Annotated in this window: 14 protein-coding genes; 6 read left to right on the forward strand and 8 right to left on the reverse strand. The window is 60.1% G+C overall.

Annotated elements, in window-relative coordinates:
• Both PHR85_RS10145 and PHR85_RS10150 read right to left on the reverse strand, forming a co-directional pair.
• Window positions 1-1,157, reverse strand: a 1,157-nt coding sequence (locus PHR85_RS10145; RefSeq protein ID WP_300053833.1) for a phosphoenolpyruvate carboxykinase (GTP), incomplete at its 3' end; no start/stop codon positions are given.
• Window positions 1,158-1,393: 236 nt separating this feature from the next.
• Complete coding sequence (locus PHR85_RS10150; RefSeq protein ID WP_300053835.1) at window positions 1,394-1,960, reverse strand: DMT family transporter; 567 nt, start codon at window positions 1,958-1,960, stop codon at window positions 1,394-1,396.
• Between the two features lie 117 nt (window positions 1,961-2,077).
• Between PHR85_RS10150 and PHR85_RS10155 the strand changes: the two genes are divergently transcribed.
• Complete coding sequence (locus PHR85_RS10155; RefSeq protein WP_300053838.1) at window positions 2,078-3,148, forward strand: transposase; 1,071 nt, start codon at window positions 2,078-2,080, stop codon at window positions 3,146-3,148.
• On the opposite strand, the gene PHR85_RS10160 is transcribed toward PHR85_RS10155, so the two are convergent.
• Both PHR85_RS10160 and PHR85_RS10165 read right to left on the reverse strand, forming a co-directional pair.
• A complete protein-coding gene (locus tag PHR85_RS10160) occupies window positions 3,145-3,504 on the reverse strand; it encodes an EamA family transporter (protein ID WP_300053841.1) in 360 nt (119 codons plus the stop codon). The two genes, PHR85_RS10155 and PHR85_RS10160, sit on opposite strands and share 4 nt — an antisense overlap.
• Window positions 3,505-3,714: 210 nt before the next feature.
• Window positions 3,715-4,137 carry a DUF1810 domain-containing protein gene (locus tag PHR85_RS10165; RefSeq protein WP_300053843.1) on the reverse strand — a complete coding sequence of 141 codons (423 nt, stop codon included), beginning with the start codon at window positions 4,135-4,137 and terminating at the stop codon, window positions 3,715-3,717.
• A 154-nt stretch (window positions 4,138-4,291) separates the two neighbouring features.
• Here PHR85_RS10165 and zorA point away from each other — a divergent pair, with 154 nt between their 5' ends.
• The 5 genes from zorA (at window position 4,292) to PHR85_RS10190 (ending at window position 13,265) form a co-directional block, all read left to right on the forward strand.
• Window positions 4,292-6,643, forward strand: coding sequence for an anti-phage ZorAB system protein ZorA (gene zorA / locus PHR85_RS10170; RefSeq protein WP_300053846.1), 2,352 nt, complete (start codon window positions 4,292-4,294; stop codon window positions 6,641-6,643).
• A 13-nt stretch (window positions 6,644-6,656) separates the two neighbouring features.
• Window positions 6,657-7,424 carry a flagellar motor protein MotB gene (locus PHR85_RS10175; protein ID WP_300053848.1) on the forward strand — a complete coding sequence of 256 codons (768 nt, stop codon included), beginning with the start codon at window positions 6,657-6,659 and terminating at the stop codon, window positions 7,422-7,424.
• Window positions 7,403-9,112 carry an EH signature domain-containing protein gene (locus PHR85_RS10180; protein WP_300053851.1) on the forward strand — a complete coding sequence of 570 codons (1,710 nt, stop codon included), beginning with the start codon at window positions 7,403-7,405 and terminating at the stop codon, window positions 9,110-9,112. Before PHR85_RS10175 ends, PHR85_RS10180 begins: the two co-directional genes overlap by 22 nt.
• A gap of 44 nt (window positions 9,113-9,156) precedes the next feature.
• On the forward strand, window positions 9,157-12,462 hold the full coding sequence (locus PHR85_RS10185) for a DEAD/DEAH box helicase (RefSeq protein WP_300053854.1): 3,306 nt from the start codon (window positions 9,157-9,159) through the stop codon (window positions 12,460-12,462).
• Between the two features lie 203 nt (window positions 12,463-12,665).
• Window positions 12,666-13,265 carry a hypothetical protein gene (locus tag PHR85_RS10190; protein ID WP_300053857.1) on the forward strand — a complete coding sequence of 200 codons (600 nt, stop codon included), beginning with the start codon at window positions 12,666-12,668 and terminating at the stop codon, window positions 13,263-13,265.
• 149 nt (window positions 13,266-13,414) lie between these two features.
• Here the strand turns inward: PHR85_RS10190 and recQ are convergent, their stop codons facing one another.
• The 4 genes from recQ to PHR85_RS10210 are packed head-to-tail and all read right to left on the reverse strand — an operon-like array spanning window position 13,415 to window position 18,383.
• Complete coding sequence (gene recQ / locus PHR85_RS10195) at window positions 13,415-15,280, reverse strand: DNA helicase RecQ (protein WP_300053860.1); 1,866 nt, start codon at window positions 15,278-15,280, stop codon at window positions 13,415-13,417.
• Window positions 15,277-16,407, reverse strand: a complete 1,131-nt coding sequence (locus PHR85_RS10200; protein WP_300053862.1) for a magnesium transporter CorA family protein — start codon at window positions 16,405-16,407, stop codon at window positions 15,277-15,279. Before PHR85_RS10200 ends, recQ begins: the two co-directional genes overlap by 4 nt.
• Window positions 16,408-16,424: 17 nt before the next feature.
• Window positions 16,425-17,435 (reverse strand): porphobilinogen synthase, encoded by a 1,011-nt coding sequence (hemB, locus tag PHR85_RS10205; protein WP_300053866.1) that lies wholly within the window; start codon window positions 17,433-17,435, stop codon window positions 16,425-16,427.
• 42 nt (window positions 17,436-17,477) lie between these two features.
• The gene (locus PHR85_RS10210) at window positions 17,478-18,383 is read right to left on the reverse strand and encodes a cation diffusion facilitator family transporter (protein ID WP_300053869.1); all 906 of its coding nucleotides are present in this window, start codon (window positions 18,381-18,383) and stop codon (window positions 17,478-17,480) included.
• Between the last annotated feature and the right edge of the window lie 24 nt (window positions 18,384-18,407).

The following is an 18,407-nucleotide window of genomic DNA, read 5'->3' on the forward strand; positions in this document are numbered from 1 at the left end:
TCGGGCGTCCAGTCCTTGCCCTGCCAGTCGATCAGGTGCGCCGGCACGCCGCCGCCGTCCTTCTCCATGCCTTCCCACCAGACATCGCCGTCATCGGTCAGCGCGACGTTGGTGAAGATCACGTTCTTGTCCAGCGAGCGCATGCAGTTCGGGTTGGTCTGCATGTTGGTGCCCGGAGCCACGCCGAAGTAGCCGGCTTCCGGGTTGATCGCGTACATCTTGCCGTCAGCGTGCGGCTTGATCCAGGCGATGTCGTCGCCGATGGTGGTGACCTTCCAGCCAGCGAAGCCGGCTTCCGGCGGCACCAGCATCGAGAAGTTGGTCTTGCCGCAGGCGCTCGGGAAGGCGGCCGCGATGTGGTACTTCTTGCCTTCGGGGTTGGTCACGCCGAGGATCAGCATGTGCTCGGCCAGCCAGCCCTGGTCGCGGCCCATGGTCGAGGCGATGCGCAGTGCCAGGCATTTCTTGCCCAGCAGCGCGTTGCCGCCGTAGCCGGAGCCGTAGGACCAGATCTCGCGCGTCTCGGGGTAATGGACGATGTACTTGACGGTCGGGTTGCAAGGCCAGGAAGTGGTGTCCTGCTCGCCGGCGGCCAGCGGAGCGCCGACGGTATGCATGCAGGGGACGAAGTCGCCATCGGTGCCCAGCACGTCATAGACGGCCTTGCCCATGCGGGTCATCAGCTTCTGGTTGACGGCCACGTAGGCGCTGTCGGTCAGCTCGACGCCGATATGGGCGATATGCGAGCCCAGCGGACCCATCGAGAACGGCACCACGTACATGGTGCGGCCGGCCATGCAGCCGTCGAACAGCGGATTCAGCGTGGCGCGCATCTCGACCGGAGCCATCCAGTTATTGGTCGGGCCGGCGTCTTCCTTCTTCTCGGAGCAGATGTAGGTGCGGTCCTCGACGCGGGCCACGTCGGACGGGTCGGAGCAGGCCAGGAAGCTGCCCGGGCGCTTGGCCGGATTCAGCTTCTTGAAGGTGCCGGCGTCAACCAGTTGCTGGCAGAGGCGGTCGTACTCTTCCTGCGAGCCGTCGCACCAGTAGATGCTGGCGGGCTTGCACAGGGCGGCCATCTCGGCGACCCAGGCGATCAGCTTGGCATGTTTGACGTAGACGGGGGCATTGATGCCCTGCAGCACGGGTGCGTTCATGGGAAAGGCTCCAGAGAGTAAAAAAGCGATATGGGAAGGCGTCGCTGCTTGACGCCTTCCCATATCCCTTTTTCCGGCAACAACCGCTTGTCGGCCAAGGCCTGAGATTTTACGAAACCACGATGAAACTGCCTAGCGGCATCTTATGCAAAAAATGCATGACCTCATGCCGACCCGAAACCTGACCCGTTTTCCGCACGGAGCGGCCTCGAAAGCCGCCAGCTGCAACGAAGGCGTCAGCGCAAGCCGAACCAGCGGATCCGGGCCAGCACCCCGGGCGGCAGCGCGCCGAGCATGGCGCCGACCGACACCACCACGATGCCGATGATGGTCGTCGGACCCAACCGTTCGCCCAGGATCAGCAAGCCGCCGATGGCCGAGACAGCCGGCACCAGCGCCAGCATCATCGAGGCCTCACCGGCGCCGATCTTCTGCACCGCATAGCTGTACAGGCCCGCCGCCAGGAACGCCACGACGATGCCCTGGTAAACCGCTTGCAGCGTGATGGCGCCCCAGCTGGCTTGGCCCAGATTGCCGGGCAACCACAAGAGATAGACCGGCAGGTAGACCAGGGCCGAGAAACTGGCGACACCGAGCACGCCATGCTGGGGCCGGATCTGCCAGCGGCGCAGCAGCAGGCCAAAGATGGCCCAGGTCAGCGCGGCAGCCAGGAACAACAGGTCGCCGATCCATTCGCCACCGCGCAGCGTGGCGAACAGACTGTCAAAGCCGATCAGCAGCAAGCCGCAGGTCGACAGCAGCAGGGCGAGCACGGTGTAGCGCGGAATGCGGAACCGGGACATGAACGCCATGATGACCAGAACTGAGCGGCAAGCCTCGGGGTTCAGCCCGAGGTTCGAGCGATCAGGCCGGCACGGCCTGTAGTCCGCTGCGCGGTTCTGTGCTCTATGATCTTCGCCGTGAACACGACCAAGACCCTCCAGCTGCGCATCAAGGACAAGCACGCCCGCGTGCTGTCGTCGATGGCGCGCGAGGTCAATCAGGTGTTCAACTTCTGCAACGAGACCAGTGCCCGCGCCATCCGTGAGCGCCACCAGTGGCTCAGTGGCTACGACCTGCAAAAGCTCACCGCCGGGTTCAGCCAGTGCGACGGCATCGCCATCGGCAGCGGCACCGTGCAAGTCGTCTGCGCTGAATACGCCACCCGGCGCAAGCAGTTCAAACGCTCACGCCTGCACTGGCGGGTGTCGAACCCCAAGTCATCGAAATATTCGCTGGGCTGGATACCGTTCAAGGGTGGGCACGCCCGCTACAAGGCCGGGCAGATCCACTTTGCCGGGCAGCATTTCAGCCTCTGGGACAGCTACGGGCTGGCCGACTACGAACTCCGTGCAGGTTCGTTCAACGAGGACAGCCGGGGCCGCTGGTACTTCAACGTGGCCGTGCAGGTACCAGCAAAACCGAGCGCAGGCACGGCAGCGGTGGGCATCGACCTCGGCCTGAAGGATTGCGCCACCACGTCAACCGGGCAAAAGCTCGAAGGCCACTGGTACCGGACGCATGAGCACAAGCTGGCAACCGCCCAGCGGGCGAGAAAGAAATGGCGCGTCAAGGCCCTCCACGCCCAGATCAGAAACCAGCGCAAGGACGCGCTGCACCAGTTCAGCAGCGCCCTGGTGAAAGAGCACGCCGCCATCTTCGTGGGCGACGTGGCCAGCGCCCAGCTGGTCAAGACCAAGATGGCCAAGTCCACGCTGGATGCGGGTTGGGCCATGTTCAAGACGATGTTGGAATACAAGTGCCATCAGGCCGGTGTCGTCTTCGAGGTAGTCAACGAAGCGTATTCAACCCAGACTTGCTCGTGCTGCGGGGCTATTCCCGCCAGCAGTCCGAAAGGTAGAGCGGGTTTGCGAATAAGAGAATGGGCTTGCAGCGAGTGCGCCACGGTCCACGACCGGGACGTCAACGCTGCCAGGAACATTCTCGCGGCGGGACATCGCCGTCTGGCAGCAGGAATCCCCGTCCTTTAGGGTGGGGAAGATGTCAAGATGGTCCAGAACGCTATGCCGCCGTTGACGAACACACCGGCATGCGCGATGGGTGCGAAGGCAAAACCCGAATAGGCCAGCAGGCAGTAGCCCAGGCCGCCGAACAGCGCCAGCGCCGCGTGCCGCGACCAGTCCTGGCGCGGCACATAGCGCAGGAACAGCGGCAGCGCGATGGTGCCGGATACCGCAAAGCGTATCGCCGCAAGGTCAAAGGGCGAGAAGGCAGCGGTGGCGCCCAGGCGCGACACGATGTTGAAGCCCGACCAGAACAGCACGACGGCGAGTGCGGCGAGCAGGCCCTTTCCCTGGTCCTGAATGGCGGTGTGAGGCGGGTTCAATTCAGCTCCAACAGGGGTTGCAGACAGGGGGTGCCGTCGCGGGGAAAAATCTTCATTATGGAATTCTTCTCATCCACTAGCGATTCTGCCACCATCGAGACAAGCATTCAGCAACACAAGTAGAACCCGGCGGCTGCACGAAGGCGTACTGGCCCGCTACGGCCTGCGCCTTTCGCAGTTCGAGACCTGGAAAGCGCGCCGGGCTGCCAGCTAGACGAGCAGCCCAACTGTGACCGGATCAGGCTCGCCACCATAGAACAGCTCAAGCGCCTGCCGGAACTCCGGCTTCTGCGGTCCAGCCAGAGCGAACAGCGTCATGCAGGAGCGGAACTTGAGGTCGTCGGGCGAGCCGAGGATCGCGTGCGCGGTCTGGTCGCCATGTGCCAGGACGGCGCGGGTGCATTCCAGCAGGCGTAGCCCCAACACCGGATGCGCGAGGTAGCGGCGCGCGTGCTCAAGATCCTCGATGCCATAGAAGCGGGCCGTCGCGCTGCGCCCCAGCACCCCGAGCTGCGGGAAGATGAACCACATCCAGTGACTCTCCTTGCGCCCGGCGCGCAGTTCGGCCAGTACGCGGTCGATGACGGGGGACTGGGCGGTGAGGAAGCGGGTGAGGTCGGAATGTGGGGACATAGTTGCAGTTCATGGTCTCCCCTGGGCCGAGGATATGGTTTCGAGCAGCACACATAGGCTCGGAGCTTACAATCTCCATTTTGGAATTATTCTCATTTGCTGGCGATCCTGCCACCATCGAGACAAGAATTCAGAAACACAAGTAGAACCCGGAATGTCCTCTGTCTTGCTAGAACACCTTCACTGGATCATCTTTCTGCCTCTGGCTTGGGCTACATGGAAGTTCTACTCCGAGTTTTTCAAGCCGAGCCAGCGACTCGGCGTCGAGCTGAAGCAAGCAACAGAGCAGCTAGAAATGCTGAAGAGCTCAGGCAACGTCCTTGATCTTGACGGCATCAACAAACAGGTGATGGTCAACTCAGCGCTGAGCCATGGCTGGTCCGAATATCGTGACACGCTACACGGTCAGAAGAGCGCTAACTCCATAGGAATGATGGAGGTCAGCCGCTGGCGTGCGACTGCTATGGCCAACATGTTCTTCACCGAACAGACCGTGGTCGATGTCCCTCTGAAAGCCGAGTTCTACAAGCATTTACCCGGAATACTGACTGGCCTAGGCATCATCGGTACCTTCACTGGCCTCATCCTGGGTCTCAGCGGGTTCAAGGTGTCAACCGACGCAGCTGTCGCACAGCAGAGCCTGCAAGGCTTGCTCGGAAGCGTCGGTGGCGCGTTTATCGTCTCCGGCACCGCCATCGCCCTGGCGATGTTTGCGACCTGGTTGGAAAAATCCACCCTAAACAAGCGATACAGCGAACTCGAGAACTTCTGCGCCTTAGTAGACGGACTGTTCGACGCCGGAGCCGGAGAAGAATACCTGCAGCGCCTTGTCGAAGCGTCAGAAACCTCAGCCACGCAGGCAATGCAGATGAAGGAGTCACTGGTTACGGACCTTAAGCAAGTGCTGACAGAGCTCACACAGCAGCAGATCGCGACCATGACAGCGACCAGCCAGCAATTGAGTCACTCGATTACGACCAGTCTCAGTGAGGGCCTGACCGAACCCCTTACACGTATCTCCAGCGCAGTCGCTACCGTTGGCCAGAGCCAGGGAGATGCCGTTAACAAGATGCTCACCGATGTCCTAGGCAGCTTTGCCGAGAAGATGGAAAGCATGTTCGGATCTCAGCTGCGCGGTATGAACGAGATGCTGGCTGAGACAGCCGGCACAATCCGTACAACCTCCGACCGGTTCGAACAGCTTGCAGCACAGATCCAGCAAGCAGGGTCAGGTGCGGCAGACGCCATGGCTCAGAAGATGGGGGCAGCCCTAGAGAATATGCAAGCCCGCCAGATGGAAGCTAACGAACAGATGCGGCTCTTCGTCGATCAGCTCAAGGAAAACCTCTCAAAGGGGCAGACCGAATCAACTGAGCGCACCCTGCAAATGATGAAGGAACTTGGCGACACGACCAGACACCTTGTCGAGCAACTGCAGGCGCAGGCCCAGAACGCAGACCAGAGTCACGCACAGCGTCAGCAAGAGCGAGACGAGCAGATGCGACAGCTCATGGAAGGCCTCAAGGCCAGTATGGCCGACAGCCAAAGTCAGACCTCAGGTGCAACCAGCAAACTGCTGCAGCAGTTAGGCGAGACCACGACCCAACTCCTCTCGTCCATGCAGGAACGGACGCACAACGCAGACCAGAGTCATGCGCAGCGTCAGCAGGAGCGAGACGAGCAGATGCGACAGCTCATGGAAGGCCTCAAGGCCAGCATGGCTCAGGGCCAAAGTGACACTGCAGCTGCCACATCAAAACTGCTCCAGCAACTCGGCGATACATCAGGCCAGCTCCTTTCCACGATTCAGGAGAAAACCCAACAGGCAGAACGAAGTCATGCGGCACAGCAGGAGGCTATGGCCAAACAGGTGACAGATCTTCTCGATAAACAACAGATCCAAATTTCGCGCCTCAGCGATACCGTACAGGCAGCATCCACCGCGATGAAGGAGTCCGTCACACAACTGCTATCGAGCACGAGCAGCAATGTCGAGCGCATGGGTCAGGGTGCAGATCGACTCAATAGCGCGGCCAACGTATTGACGACAAATCTGGGACAGATCAAGACAGTCACCGACGGGATGGGCACGAACGTCGACAAGCTGAACCAGACTGCATCTGGTCTAAATGCCGCTCTGGCCGCAGCACAACAGGTTCTCCTGGACCAGAAGTCGGTCAGGGATACCCTGTCCGCCATGGTTAATGATCTGCGCGCTACGGTCGAGAACGCCAAGCGAGAGGCCGGACTTACATCGGAGCTCGTCAATAGTCTGAAGTCTGCAAGCCAGAAGTTGGTAGAAGCTCAGCAAACTGCCGACCATTATCTTGAAAGCGTCACTGATGTAATGGCCAACTCGCACGCGGAGTTCGCAAAGCAAATCAGAAATACGCTGCGTGAAGGCAATAGCGCCTTCCACACCGAACTGGCGCAGGCTACAAGTTACCTCAAAGGAGCCATTCAAGATCTTGGCGATCATCTGGACAACCTGCCCACAAGGCGCTGAGAGGGTCTGAGCTATGATTGGAGGATTAAAAACAGCCAGCGGTCGACGTGTACGGGAAGAGGGCGAGAAGCCTTTCTGGATTTCGTTTTCTGACCTGATGTCGGCACTCATGGTCCTGTTCCTAGTCGCCATGAGCGTGGCCCTGCTAGCTGTCACCAGCGAGGCCTCAACGACAGAAAAACTAGAAGCAGAACGTTCACAAGCGATCACAGACTTCATGCGTGAGATCCAGCAGATCCTAACTGCTAAGGAGTTTGAGGGCGTCAAGGTAATTGGCAACACAATCGACTTCGGCCCGCGCGGACGTTTCGAGCGTGAAGGACAGAACCAGTTATCAGCTGCACAAAGACAACTCCTCCTACAGTTCACGCCCAAGCTACTCGACCAGTTGCGCTCGTCCGAGGCTGGAAAGCACTGGTTCAAGCGTGCAGTCGTAGAAGGTTATGCAAGCCGCTCAGGAAAATATCTATTCAACCTGAACCTTAGCCTGGAACGCAGTGAGCGTGTCATCTGTGACCTCCTGCGCGATCCCGGAAATGGGATCCCACCACTAAACCTCGACGATCGGATGTTGATTGCTACGCAATTCTTCGTCGGCGGTGGTTCTTTCAACTCCCTGCAACCAACTGCACTAGAAAGCCGACGTATCGAATTCAAACTGGAATTCAAGACTCGAAAGGAACGGGATGGTGAACTCGCCAGCCCACCGGTGAAAATTGACCAAGTTGCGCTGATCCAGGCCTTGGATACTAAAGAGCCATGCCCCATCGTCAACCGATAGACGTACTGCGTGCTGAGTTGCGCCAAGCACTCGAACTCAGAAATAATAATACAGCACAGCCTTGGGGAAACCCAATGCCTATGCACGAAATGCTGGCCAGCATCAAGCGTGACCTAGGAGGGCAAGCAGACACTAGGCCACCCCAGGATAAGGTGAATGAGTCTCTGCTCCACTACCAGAAGACCAAAGAGCTGCCAAGCTTCAACAGTCTGAAGTACGTGTGCTACGGCGTCACGGTACCCGTCGGTATAAACCAGTGGCGTGTCATCGACAATCAGGCTGTGTTCGACAACCTACTTATGGAAGTACGCAGGTGGGAATCACAAGCTAAACAGTTTAGACGCTGCTACCAAGGCCTGCTCGAGGGCTACCTCAGTTTCGATCAACAAAGCCAGGCAAGCACCACCACACGGACAAACTGGGCAGGACTGAAGCATTTTTTGTCAACTAACTTGGATCCAGTTCTGCAAGAATCGAGCGCAAGAGGTGAACCGCCCCCATGGTTAGCAACGCTGGCTATGCACAGGAATCTGCTTGGCGATGACCCCTGCAGTCGCTATGCAGAAGGATTCATGCGCGATGACATTAATGAATTTAGAGGAGTTTGCGCAACTCTTGGCATCCCCAGCAACTCATGGGTCTGGGAAGATGCACTCATGGCATATGTTCGCACCGTTTGCAGCAGCAAGGATGATGCATTCAAGAGACGCTTACCCAACCTGCTGGATCTCGTGAACGGCAAGCTAGACATACAATTTCCAAGGCTTTATGCCACCGAGACAGTTGGACGGGTGTTATACCGCTACTCTGACTGTCAAGAAAAGCCAGAGCACATCACCCTTCGAGATGCTAGCCTGAACTGGATAGGTAACCCTTGGCTAAAGCGCACCGCCTGGGATGCAGTCGTCAAGAAGGAAGCTGCCCGACAAATGGTAGAAAGTTGGCTAAAATGCCGACTCATCAAGGATTTCTTCGAACTTCTGGCAGAAGATGGCGCCGCAGATCTGCGGCGTCTGAACTACTGGCTCAAGTGGGAGCCCCATATCAGCGACATGTGGTTCGTCCTAGGGAATGATGCTGCGACTAACCGCAGCACTGCCTTCACAGAACTTCGAAAACTCATGTTAGGTCGTGACCGGATATTGAGAGATAACAATCCATCCAATAACGCTTTTATCATGCGAATTGGTCAATTGCTTATCATAGAGTTCGGCATCACTGGAAATGCATGCTACGTATTTGCTACATCCGACTTCATCACGGACTTGGAGAAGAAATCATTCTCTATTTATGAGTTAAAGCAACGACTGGGAGCCACGCGGCTTTCACATAGCGGCTCATGGGAGTTCAAGTTTAACCAGACGCTTCGAAGTCTTATGCAGACGATCCCACTTGATCGCGGCGACCTAAAATCCACCTCAAGTCCGACCATAAATCAAATAAAAGATCCAATCCAAACATCATCACCTACAGACGTCGGAGCTCCAAAAAAATTTATCATTTTCTCATTATGCGGGAAATATGGCCTAGAACATGAAGACAACCGATCTCGTGGCGGCGAATTTTGGATTCTCACAGGCTCCATTAATCCAAAAGTAAGTTATCCAATACTCGCAAAAAATCTAGATAAATGGGGATTTTCGTTCGTACAAGGAAAAGGTTACTGGACCAAGATGGATTTCCAATGATTACATCGAACTCAACATCTCTGATTAATAGACAAGCCTGACCGATGCTCGATAAATTTCTCAGAAGAGCAGCGCCAGCACAAGCAACTCAGGCACTTTCGATACAAGAGAGTAGCATTAGCCGTGTTATCTTCGATGCCGATGGAGCCCACTACCCTGCTCCGAGCACCCCCGCAACCAACTGGCTTGATAATCCCTACGAAACAGGCAAACAGGCCGAACTCGGAGCGCGCTTATCGCAGTTGGCACTTGCAGGTCTTGGCGAGTGCCGGACCGGTGAATTCTTCCTCAGCTGGAACGACCTGTACGCGATGCTGCGCGACCCCGATTTCGGCGCCCATCGCGACGCCCTTCAAATACCGCCTGATACGTTGGCTCGCCCCAGGATTGCAAGCCTTGGCGCACTGATAGATGCAAATTTCTCCATTCTGATCGACGGCTGGCTGGATCCGCATGGCAAATCGGTTCAGCCAGCTCCCAAGCTCAAAGGCCGACTGCTAGTATCCGGGGAAACCGCTGGTTTGCTGCCTGAACAGGTACACCTACTGCTTGCGCAGTTGGAACGGTTTCATGCCACTCCGGTCAGTGACCGTACTCAGGTTTTCAAGGAACAGATTTTCGGTCGCATCCGTAAGCTCGCCAGCGCCAGCAGCTGCCCGCTGTCTGACTACGTCGCCCGAACCATAGTACTCACCCCTGAGCGACTCAGGCTTGCGATGGAAAAGCGCGTGGTTGGTGACGAGCCTGTCCTAGAGGTGGTTCCTGGATTCGATGAAGCCCCAGCTCAGTGGCTCAGCCAGTTCGATCGTCTTCCCTTGCAGGACAGATACGATGTACCTGATGGCGCCACGTTGGTCCGCGTCGTCGTCGCGCCGGAAGTCAAGGCCGTGCTGGCGGAGATCAAGCGCATGCCAGGGCGAAGAGCTTACGGCCCACGCGCTGAGTCCTTCATGCGCAACCCCTTCGCCGTGCTGGGTGAGGCATCAGAGAATGTCATAGACCCGGCTCAGTTCGAAAAGGCCCGCGACGACGCCGGCATCCGCTTCGAACGTTTCATTCCAAAGGTAGACCGCGGCGAATTCGGCGAAGTCAAGCGCGTGGGCTTAGAGGCAGAGAGCCTGGGTGAAGATCTCGGAGAATCGAGTCCGATCTGGTTCGCCAACCCGGATGACCTCGCCCGCTTCGCTGCCAAGCTGGACCGATGCCTTGATGACGAATCGCAATGCGTACGCTGGTCTGGCCGGGAGTTCGAGATCCTCGGTGAGACTCCAGAACACCTGGAACAGCTGCAGAGCTGGCTGCGCGAATGGACCTACCCCCAGCTCTGGACTGCCGGCGAGGTGATGGACCTGAGCCATTATTCGGAGCGGATCCAGGAAATCGGCATAGAGAAACCATGCATCACACCGGTCATCGCCCGCAACGACGAGAGTGATAGCTGGTTCGAAGGTAATGTCAGTGTGGGAATCCGAGTCGAAAACGGGATGGGTGCCGCCCCAACTTTCGTTCCAATCACCTTCGACGAAGTCCCCACCCTGCAGCAAGCCATCAAAGCCGCCGAGTCGGAACGTCGAACACTGGTTCAACTACCAGGTCTCCCCACTCCCGTTCCGATCGAAGAAGCAAAAGCCGCCCTGAATGCACTCGCCCAAGTTCGGCAAGAACTCAAGGACAAGACGTTCGAGCCCGGAGGCAGCAAAGGAAGGGAACGCCCGACAGCCAAGCGGTTGGTCATCAAGTCCAACTTCGAGGCAATGGATTACACCGAGGCTCGTGCCGAGGCACTGACCATGCCAGAAGGTGCCCGGCCCGTAATTCCCTCCTCGCTCAGGCCCGAGATCAGTCTCAAGCCTCACCAGGAAGTCGGCATCGCCTGGCTGCAGCATCTCTGGTTCATGTCGCCACAGCAGTGCCGCGGCACCGTACTGGCCGACGACATGGGACTCGGGAAGACGCTGCAACTGCTGGCCTTCATCACGTCCTGCTTTGAGCAAGACCCCAATCTGCCACCAGCCCTCGTAGTCGCACCCGTCGCACTGCTCGAGAACTGGCGCAACGAACTCGGCCGCTTCTTCGAACCCGGCACCTTGCCACTGTTGATGCTCTACGGCGACACACTCAAGTCCCTGCGAGTGAGCAAGCACGAGCTGGACGAGGAACTGAAAGCGCAAGGTATCACACGCCTGCTCAAGAAAGGCTGGATCGGCGATGCCAGGCTGGTCCTGACCACCTACGAGACGATGCGCGACCTCGAGTTCGCACTGGCCAGCCAGCAGTGGTCGGTCATGGTCTGCGACGAGGCACAAAAGATCAAGACGCCAGCCGCGATGGTCACCCGTTCGGCCAAGAAGCAGAAAGTCCGGTTCCGCATCGCCTGTACAGGCACACCGGTCGAGAACACACTGGCCGACCTCTGGTGCCTGTTTGACTTCGTGCAGCCAGGCATGCTCGGAGCACTGAGCCAGTTCTCCCACACCTACCGTCAGCCCATCGAAGCCAAGACCGATGAACAGGTTGCTAAGGTGGAAGAACTGCGAGCCCTGATCCAGCCGCAAATACTCCATCGCAAGAAAACCGAAGTCGCCAAGGATCTACCGACCCCGGTCGAGGACGATGCCTGTAAGCGACTGCCCATGTCGCCATATCAGTTGTGCCTTTACGAGAGCGCACTCAAGACTCTGAAGACACAACGAGAGACCAACCCATCCGCACAGCTGCTGGCATTGCTGGCCATCCGCCAGATCTGCTCCGATCCTCACGGGTACACCGAGAAAAATGCACTCGGCCTGCAAATTGACCGGCTGGTCAATGAATCGCCCAAGATGGGGTGGTTGATGACGCTGCTTAAGCGACTGGCCGCTGATACGGCTGGAGAGCACAAGGTGATCGTGTTCTGCGAATTCCGTGAGCTACAGCTTCAACTGCAGCGCGTCATCGCCGCCTTCTTCGGCATTGCCGCGAGCATAGTCAACGGAGATACGTCTGCAGATCCACGTGTCCTCTATAACCGCCAACAGTTAATCGATGCGTTCCAGGACAAGCCTGGCTTTAACGTGATCATCCTGTCTCCGCTGGCCGTCGGCTTCGGCGTCAACATTCAGGCAGCCAACCACGTCGTGCATTTCACCCGAACCTGGAATCCCGCCAAGGAGGACCAGGCCACAGCCCGCGCATACCGTATCGGTCAGAAGCGCGCGGTGCAGGTCTACTACCCAGGCGTAGTCAGTGACAGATTTCCGAGCTTCGATGTCCGGCTGGATGCGCTGCTTAGCAAAAAGCGCGAGCTGGCGTCGGACATGCTCAACGGGTGCAGCGACATCAAGGCCGCAGATTTTGCTGATTTCCAATGAACGCGGATTCAAAACTGAACTTCAACACCCTGCTTTTCAGTAAACAAGGTGCTGCTGATCTGTCTGCAACTGTGAATTCGGTTGCTCTAATTAAATTATAAATTCCTAAACTATGCACCTAAATTACCCTCGGCAATCTTATTGAACACAAAGGTTCAAAAACTAAAATCACCCCGCCAAATCAGTCAGAGATTAATTAAATCATGAAATCTATTCAGGCATTCTCTTCCGAAGGACAGCACTTCACACTATTCGAAAACGGAACATGGAAGATTAACAATACACTACAGCATCAAAAAGAATCGTTTCGCGCTTTCTCTTGGGGCGACTCAATCGACAAGGTAAAGGCCTCAGAGGCTGAAGAATTAATTCACGAAAGCGATGACACATTAATCTATAAAACCATTGTGGCGAATTTTGATTGCTTCGCCATATATACTTTCATAAAAAATAAATTGGTCATGGGGAGATATTCATTCCAAGAATCACACACGAACGCACAATCATACCTTCATGACTACTGGACTATTAAAAATCTCTTGATTGAAAAATATGGGGATCCAAAAGAAACGCTAGAATTTTGGAACAATAACCTCTACAAAGAAGATTTAGATGAATGGGGAATGGCAGTATCGTGCGGGCATGTTGTGTTTTTTGAAATTTGGGACGTCAGCGATACTCACATTGAATTACACCTACATGGGGACAATTACGAATCAAAACTATCTTTAATGTATCAAAGCCTATCATTAAAGGGCTTGCTAGAACAAAGGCAAAAACAAAACGCTATGGCAGGACTTTAATCTGCTGTTGCTTGGGGCATTTCGCTCGCCAGTGCGGCTTTGCAGGTACTGGCGTGGGGCGCGCTGACAACAGGCGGCCTCGGCTTGCTCCATCTGAGCAACGGACTAGATCTTGAGCTCGAACAGGGCTTGCAGGTCAGCTTCCCGCCTCAGCCCCTCACCACCCGCAGCACCTCCGCCCCATAGGCCTCGAGCTTCTTCTGCCCCAGGCCCGGAATGCCTTCGAGCTCTGACAGGCGCTGCGGCTGCTGCTCGGCGATGGCGCGCAGGGTGGCGTCGTTGAAGATGATGTAGGCCGGCAGGTTGTGCTCGCGCGCGACCTGGGCGCGCCAGGCCTTGAGCGCGGCCAGGGTCTCGCGCGCCGCCAGCGTCAGGTTGGCCTCGGCGGCGACCACGCGCTGGCGCGCCGCGCTGCGGCTGCGCGCGGGCGCCGCGCTCTGCACCCGCACGAAGACCTGCTCCTCGCCCTTGAGGATGGCGCGCGCCGCCTCGCCCAGGCGCAGGGTGTTGAAATGCTCGGCATCGACCCGGATCGCCTCGCGCGCGATCAGCTGGCGCGCGATGCTGCGCCACTCGCTCTCGCCCAGGTCGGCGCCGATGCCGAAGGTGCTCAAGCCCGCGTGGCCATGCTGCTCGACCTTCTCGGTCTTCTTGCCGCGCAGGATGTCGATCAGGTGGCCGGCGCCAAAGGCCGCGCCTCCGGCCTGCTGCACCCGGTAGATGCAGGACAGCAGCTTGCGCGCGGCCTCGGTCGCGTTCCAGGTCTGCGGCGGATGCAGGCAGTTGTCGCAGTTGCCGCAGGGCTGGGACTTCTCGCCGAAATAGGCCAGCAACCGCACGCGGCGGCAGTCGGTGGCCTCGGCCAGCGCCAGCAGCGCCTCGAGCTTGCCGCGCAGCACCTGCTTGAATTCCTCCGCCGCCGGGCTCTCGTCGATCATGCGGCGCTGGTTGACCACGTCCTGCAGGCCGTAGGCCATCCAGGCATCGGCCGGCTCGCCGTCGCGGCCGGCGCGTCCCGTCTCCTGATAGTAGCCCTCGATGTTCTTGGGCATGTCCACATGGGCGACGAAGCGCACGTCGGGCTTGTCGATGCCCATGCCGAAGGCCACCGTCGCGACCATGATGAGGCCCTCCTCGCGCAGGAAGCGGTCCTGGTGCCGCTGACGCGTGGCCGGATCGAGGCCGGCGTGATAGGGCAGCGCGTTGAGGCCGGCGGCGGCGAGCTGGGCCGCGACATCCTCGACCTTGCGGCGCGACTGGCAATAGACCACGCCAGCGTCGTGCCCGCTGGCCCCCATGTGCTCGTTGCGGATGAAGCGCTGCAGCTGCTGCAGGCTGTCCTTCTTCTCGACGATGGTGTAACGGATGTTGGGCCGGTCGAAGCTGGAGACGAAATGGCGCGCCTGCTCCAGCCGCAGGTGATGCACGATGTCGGCGCGCGTCAGCGCATCGGCGGTCGCGGTCAGCGCGACGCGCGGCACGTCGGGGAAGCGCTCGTGCAGCGTGGCCAGGCCGCGATAGTCGGGCCGGAAGTCGTGGCCCCACTGGCTCACGCAATGGGCCTCGTCGATCGCGAACAGGCTCAGCAGGCCGCTCGCGTAGAGCGCCTGCAGCTGCGCCATGAAGCGCGCGGTCGTCAGGCGTTCGGGCGCGGCGTAGAGCAGCGTGATCTCGCCGCGCTGCAGCTGGCGCTCGATCTCGGCTGCCCGCTCCGGGCTCAGGCTGGAGTTGAGGTAGGCCGCGCTGACGCCGGCCTCCAGCAGCGCGCCGACCTGATCGTGCATCAGCGCGATCAGCGGCGACACCACGATGGTCACGCCCTGCCCCGCGCGCTGGCGCAGTATCGCCGGCACCTGGTAGCAAAGCGACTTGCCGCCGCCGGTGGGCATCAGCACCAGCGCGTCGCCGCCAGCGGCCACCTGCTCGACGATATCGGCCTGCGGGCCACGGAAAGCCGAGTAGCCGAAGACCTCTCGCAGAACGTCCCGCGCGGCCCGGGCGATGTCAGTGTTCAAGTACGGTGCTCCAGGAAGCGCTTGCGCCAGAAATAGAAAGCCAGGCTGACGGCGATCACGCCCATCGCGGTCATCGCCCACCAGAAGCCCGCCTGCAGATGCAGCAGCGGGATGAAGTCGAAATTCATGCCGAAGATGCCCGCGATCAGGTTCAGCGGCAGGAAGATGGCGGTCAGCACCGTCAGGATGCGCATGATCTCGTTGGTGCGGTGGCCCTGGGCATTGAAATGCATCTGCACCGCGACCTCGGCGCTCTGCTCCAGGCGGCGCACATGGTGGACCACCCGTTCGATATGCTCCAGCACGTCGCGGCTGCGCACCCGGAGCAGGTCGAGCTCGCGCTGGCCGCCGCCATTGGGCTGCCAGCTGTTGAGCGCCTCGATCCAGTCCTGGATCGCGCTGCGCTGGTCCTCGCAGATCTCGTCGAGCTGGTGCAGCGCCAGCCGCGCCTGCAGCAGACTGCTCCAGTTGTTGAAGCGGGACTTCGGGCTCAGCAATTCGGCCTGCCAGTGATCGAGCTGGCGCGTCAGCTCGCGCCGCAGCTCAAGGTAGCCGTCGACCATCTGGTTGACCAGGCGCAGCATCAGGTCGCCGCTGCTGGTGGGCATGAAGCGCATGGCCGCGCTGCGTCCCGGCTCGGCGACCTCGGCCTGGCCACTGGCGGTCAGGGCCAGCAGGCGCGCGGCATAGCCGTCGCGCACGGCGCAATCGGCCGGATGCACGGTCAGCAGCAAATGGTCGAACAACGCGAACCCGACCGGGCTGGTGTCGATGCGGCGCAGCACCGGCGGGCCGCCACGGCGTGGCACGCGCCCGGGCGATTGGCTGGGGGCCTCGGCCTCGGTATCGATGTCGTCACGCCCCTGCGCCAGCCGGCGAAACACCAGCAGGTCGTACTGCGCGGTGTAGTCGTAATGCGAGGGCAGCTGGTTGTTGAGCAGGTCGGACAAATGCAGGTCGACCAGCGCGCTGCCGCACAGCTGCTGCAGGCAGGCCTGGACCTCGGCCTGCATCGACTCGAATTCGCGCCGCCCCAGCGCGATCCAGACAAAGCCGTGCTCAGGCAGGACCGCCGGCAGGGCGGCGGATTCACGGATGCTGAGCTCGGCGAGATGGAAGACGCGCATGCGGCGAAACGGCCGGGTCAGTCCTGCTGGCGCAGCAGGCGGGCGGCGTCGCGGGCGAAATAGGTCAGCACGCCGTCGGCGCCGGCGCGCTTGAAGGCCAGCAGCGACTCCATCATGACGGCATCGTGGTCGAGCCAGCCGTTCTGCGCGGCGGCCTTGAGCATCGCGTACTCGCCGCTGACCTGATAGGCGAAGGTCGGCACCTTGAACTCGTCCTTGACCCGGCGCACGATGTCGAGATAGGGCATGCCGGGCTTGACCATCACCATGTCGGCGCCCTCGGCCAGGTCGAGCGCGACCTCGCGCAGCGCCTCGTCGGTGTTGCCCGGGTCCATCTGGTAGACCTTCTTGTCGGCCTTGCCGAGGTTGGCTGCGCTGCCGACCGCGTCGCGGAACGGGCCGTAGAAGGCGCTGGCGTACTTGGCGCTGTAGGCCATGATGCGGGTATGCACATGGCCGCGTGCTTCCAGCGCCTGGCGGATCGCGCCGATGCGGCCGTCCATCATGTCGGACGGCGCGACGATGTCGACGCCGGCGGCCGCCTGGGTCAGCGCCTGGCGCACCAGCACCTCGACCGTGGCGTCGTTGACGATGTAGTGCTGGTCGTCGAGCAGGCCGTCCTGGCCGTGGCTGGTATAGGGGTCGAGCGCGACGTCGGTCATGATGCCGAGGTTGGGCACGCGCGACTTGAGCTCGTGGATCACGTTCGGGATCAGGCCGTTGGGGTTCCAGGCCTCGCGGCCGTCGGGGGTCTTGAGCGCCGGATCGATCACCGGGAACAGCGCCATCACCGGAATGCCCAGCTCCACGCATTCATGCGCCACCGGCAGCAGCAGGTCCAGGCTCAGGCGCTCGACGCCCGGCATGGAGGCCACCGCCTCGCGCCGGCCCTCGCCTTCGAGCACGAACACCGGATAGATCAGGTCATGCACCGTCAGATGGTGCTCGCGCACCAGGTTGCGGGTGAAGACGTCGCGGCGCAGGCGGCGCGGACGGGACAGGGGATAGGGGGCGGGGTGGGAAGTCATGACGGGTATTGTGGCAAATGTGGGTTTGGAGTGACCAGCGGCTCAGACCGGGTCTACATGGGTCAGGACGTTGAGGACAGGGTGGCGCGCCATCACGCGCGCATGCACTTCGTCGGCGATCGCGTGGCCCTCGCGCACGCTGAGGGCGCCATCGATCTCGAGGTGGACGTCGATCAGGATCATGTCGCCGGTCTTGCGCGTGCGCAGATCATGCACCCCCTGGACGCCAGGCACCGCTCGGATCTCCTGCTCGATCGCGTGGGTCTCTTCCTCGGAGGCCGCGCGGTCGGTCAGGTCGTGCAGCGCGTCCCAGACGAAATCCCACCCCATCTTGACCACCATCAGGCCGACGACCAGCGCCGCGATCGGATCGAGCAGGCCGAAGCCCAGCAGGTTGCCGCCGATGCCGACCGCGACCACCAGCGAGGAAGCGGCGTCCGAGCGCGCATGCCAGGCGTTGGCGACCAGCAGGCTGGAGCGCACGCGCTGGGCGACGGCCAGCATGTAGCGGAACAGGCCCTCCTTGGCCACCAGCGTGAACAGCGCCACCCAGAGCGCGATCGGGTTCACGGAGGCAACTGAAGCGGGCGCCATCAGCTTGGCGCCGGCCGACCACAGCATGCCGACACCGACCGCCAGCAGCAGCGCGCCCACGACCAGCGAGGCGGCGTTCTCGTAGCGCTGGTGTCCGTAGGGATGATCGGCGTCAGGCGCCTTGCGGCTGTGCTTGAGCGCCAGCAGCACGACGAAATCGGCCGCCAGGTCGGACAGCGAGTGGATGCCATCGGCCACCAGCGCCTGCGAGGCCGCCATCACGCCGACCACCACCTGCGCCACGGTCAGCACCAGGTTGACCGCGACGCTGACCCAGGTGCTGCGCTTGGCGGCGCGCTCGCGCTCCGGGTGCTCCTGGTCCTCATCAAATTCGCGCAAATCCTTCACTTCCATACGACGATCCATCTTTCCTTGTAC

Origin of the sequence: Malikia sp. (assembly GCF_028687635.1) — a bacterium.
Classification (GTDB): domain Bacteria; phylum Pseudomonadota; class Gammaproteobacteria; order Burkholderiales; family Burkholderiaceae_C; genus Malikia.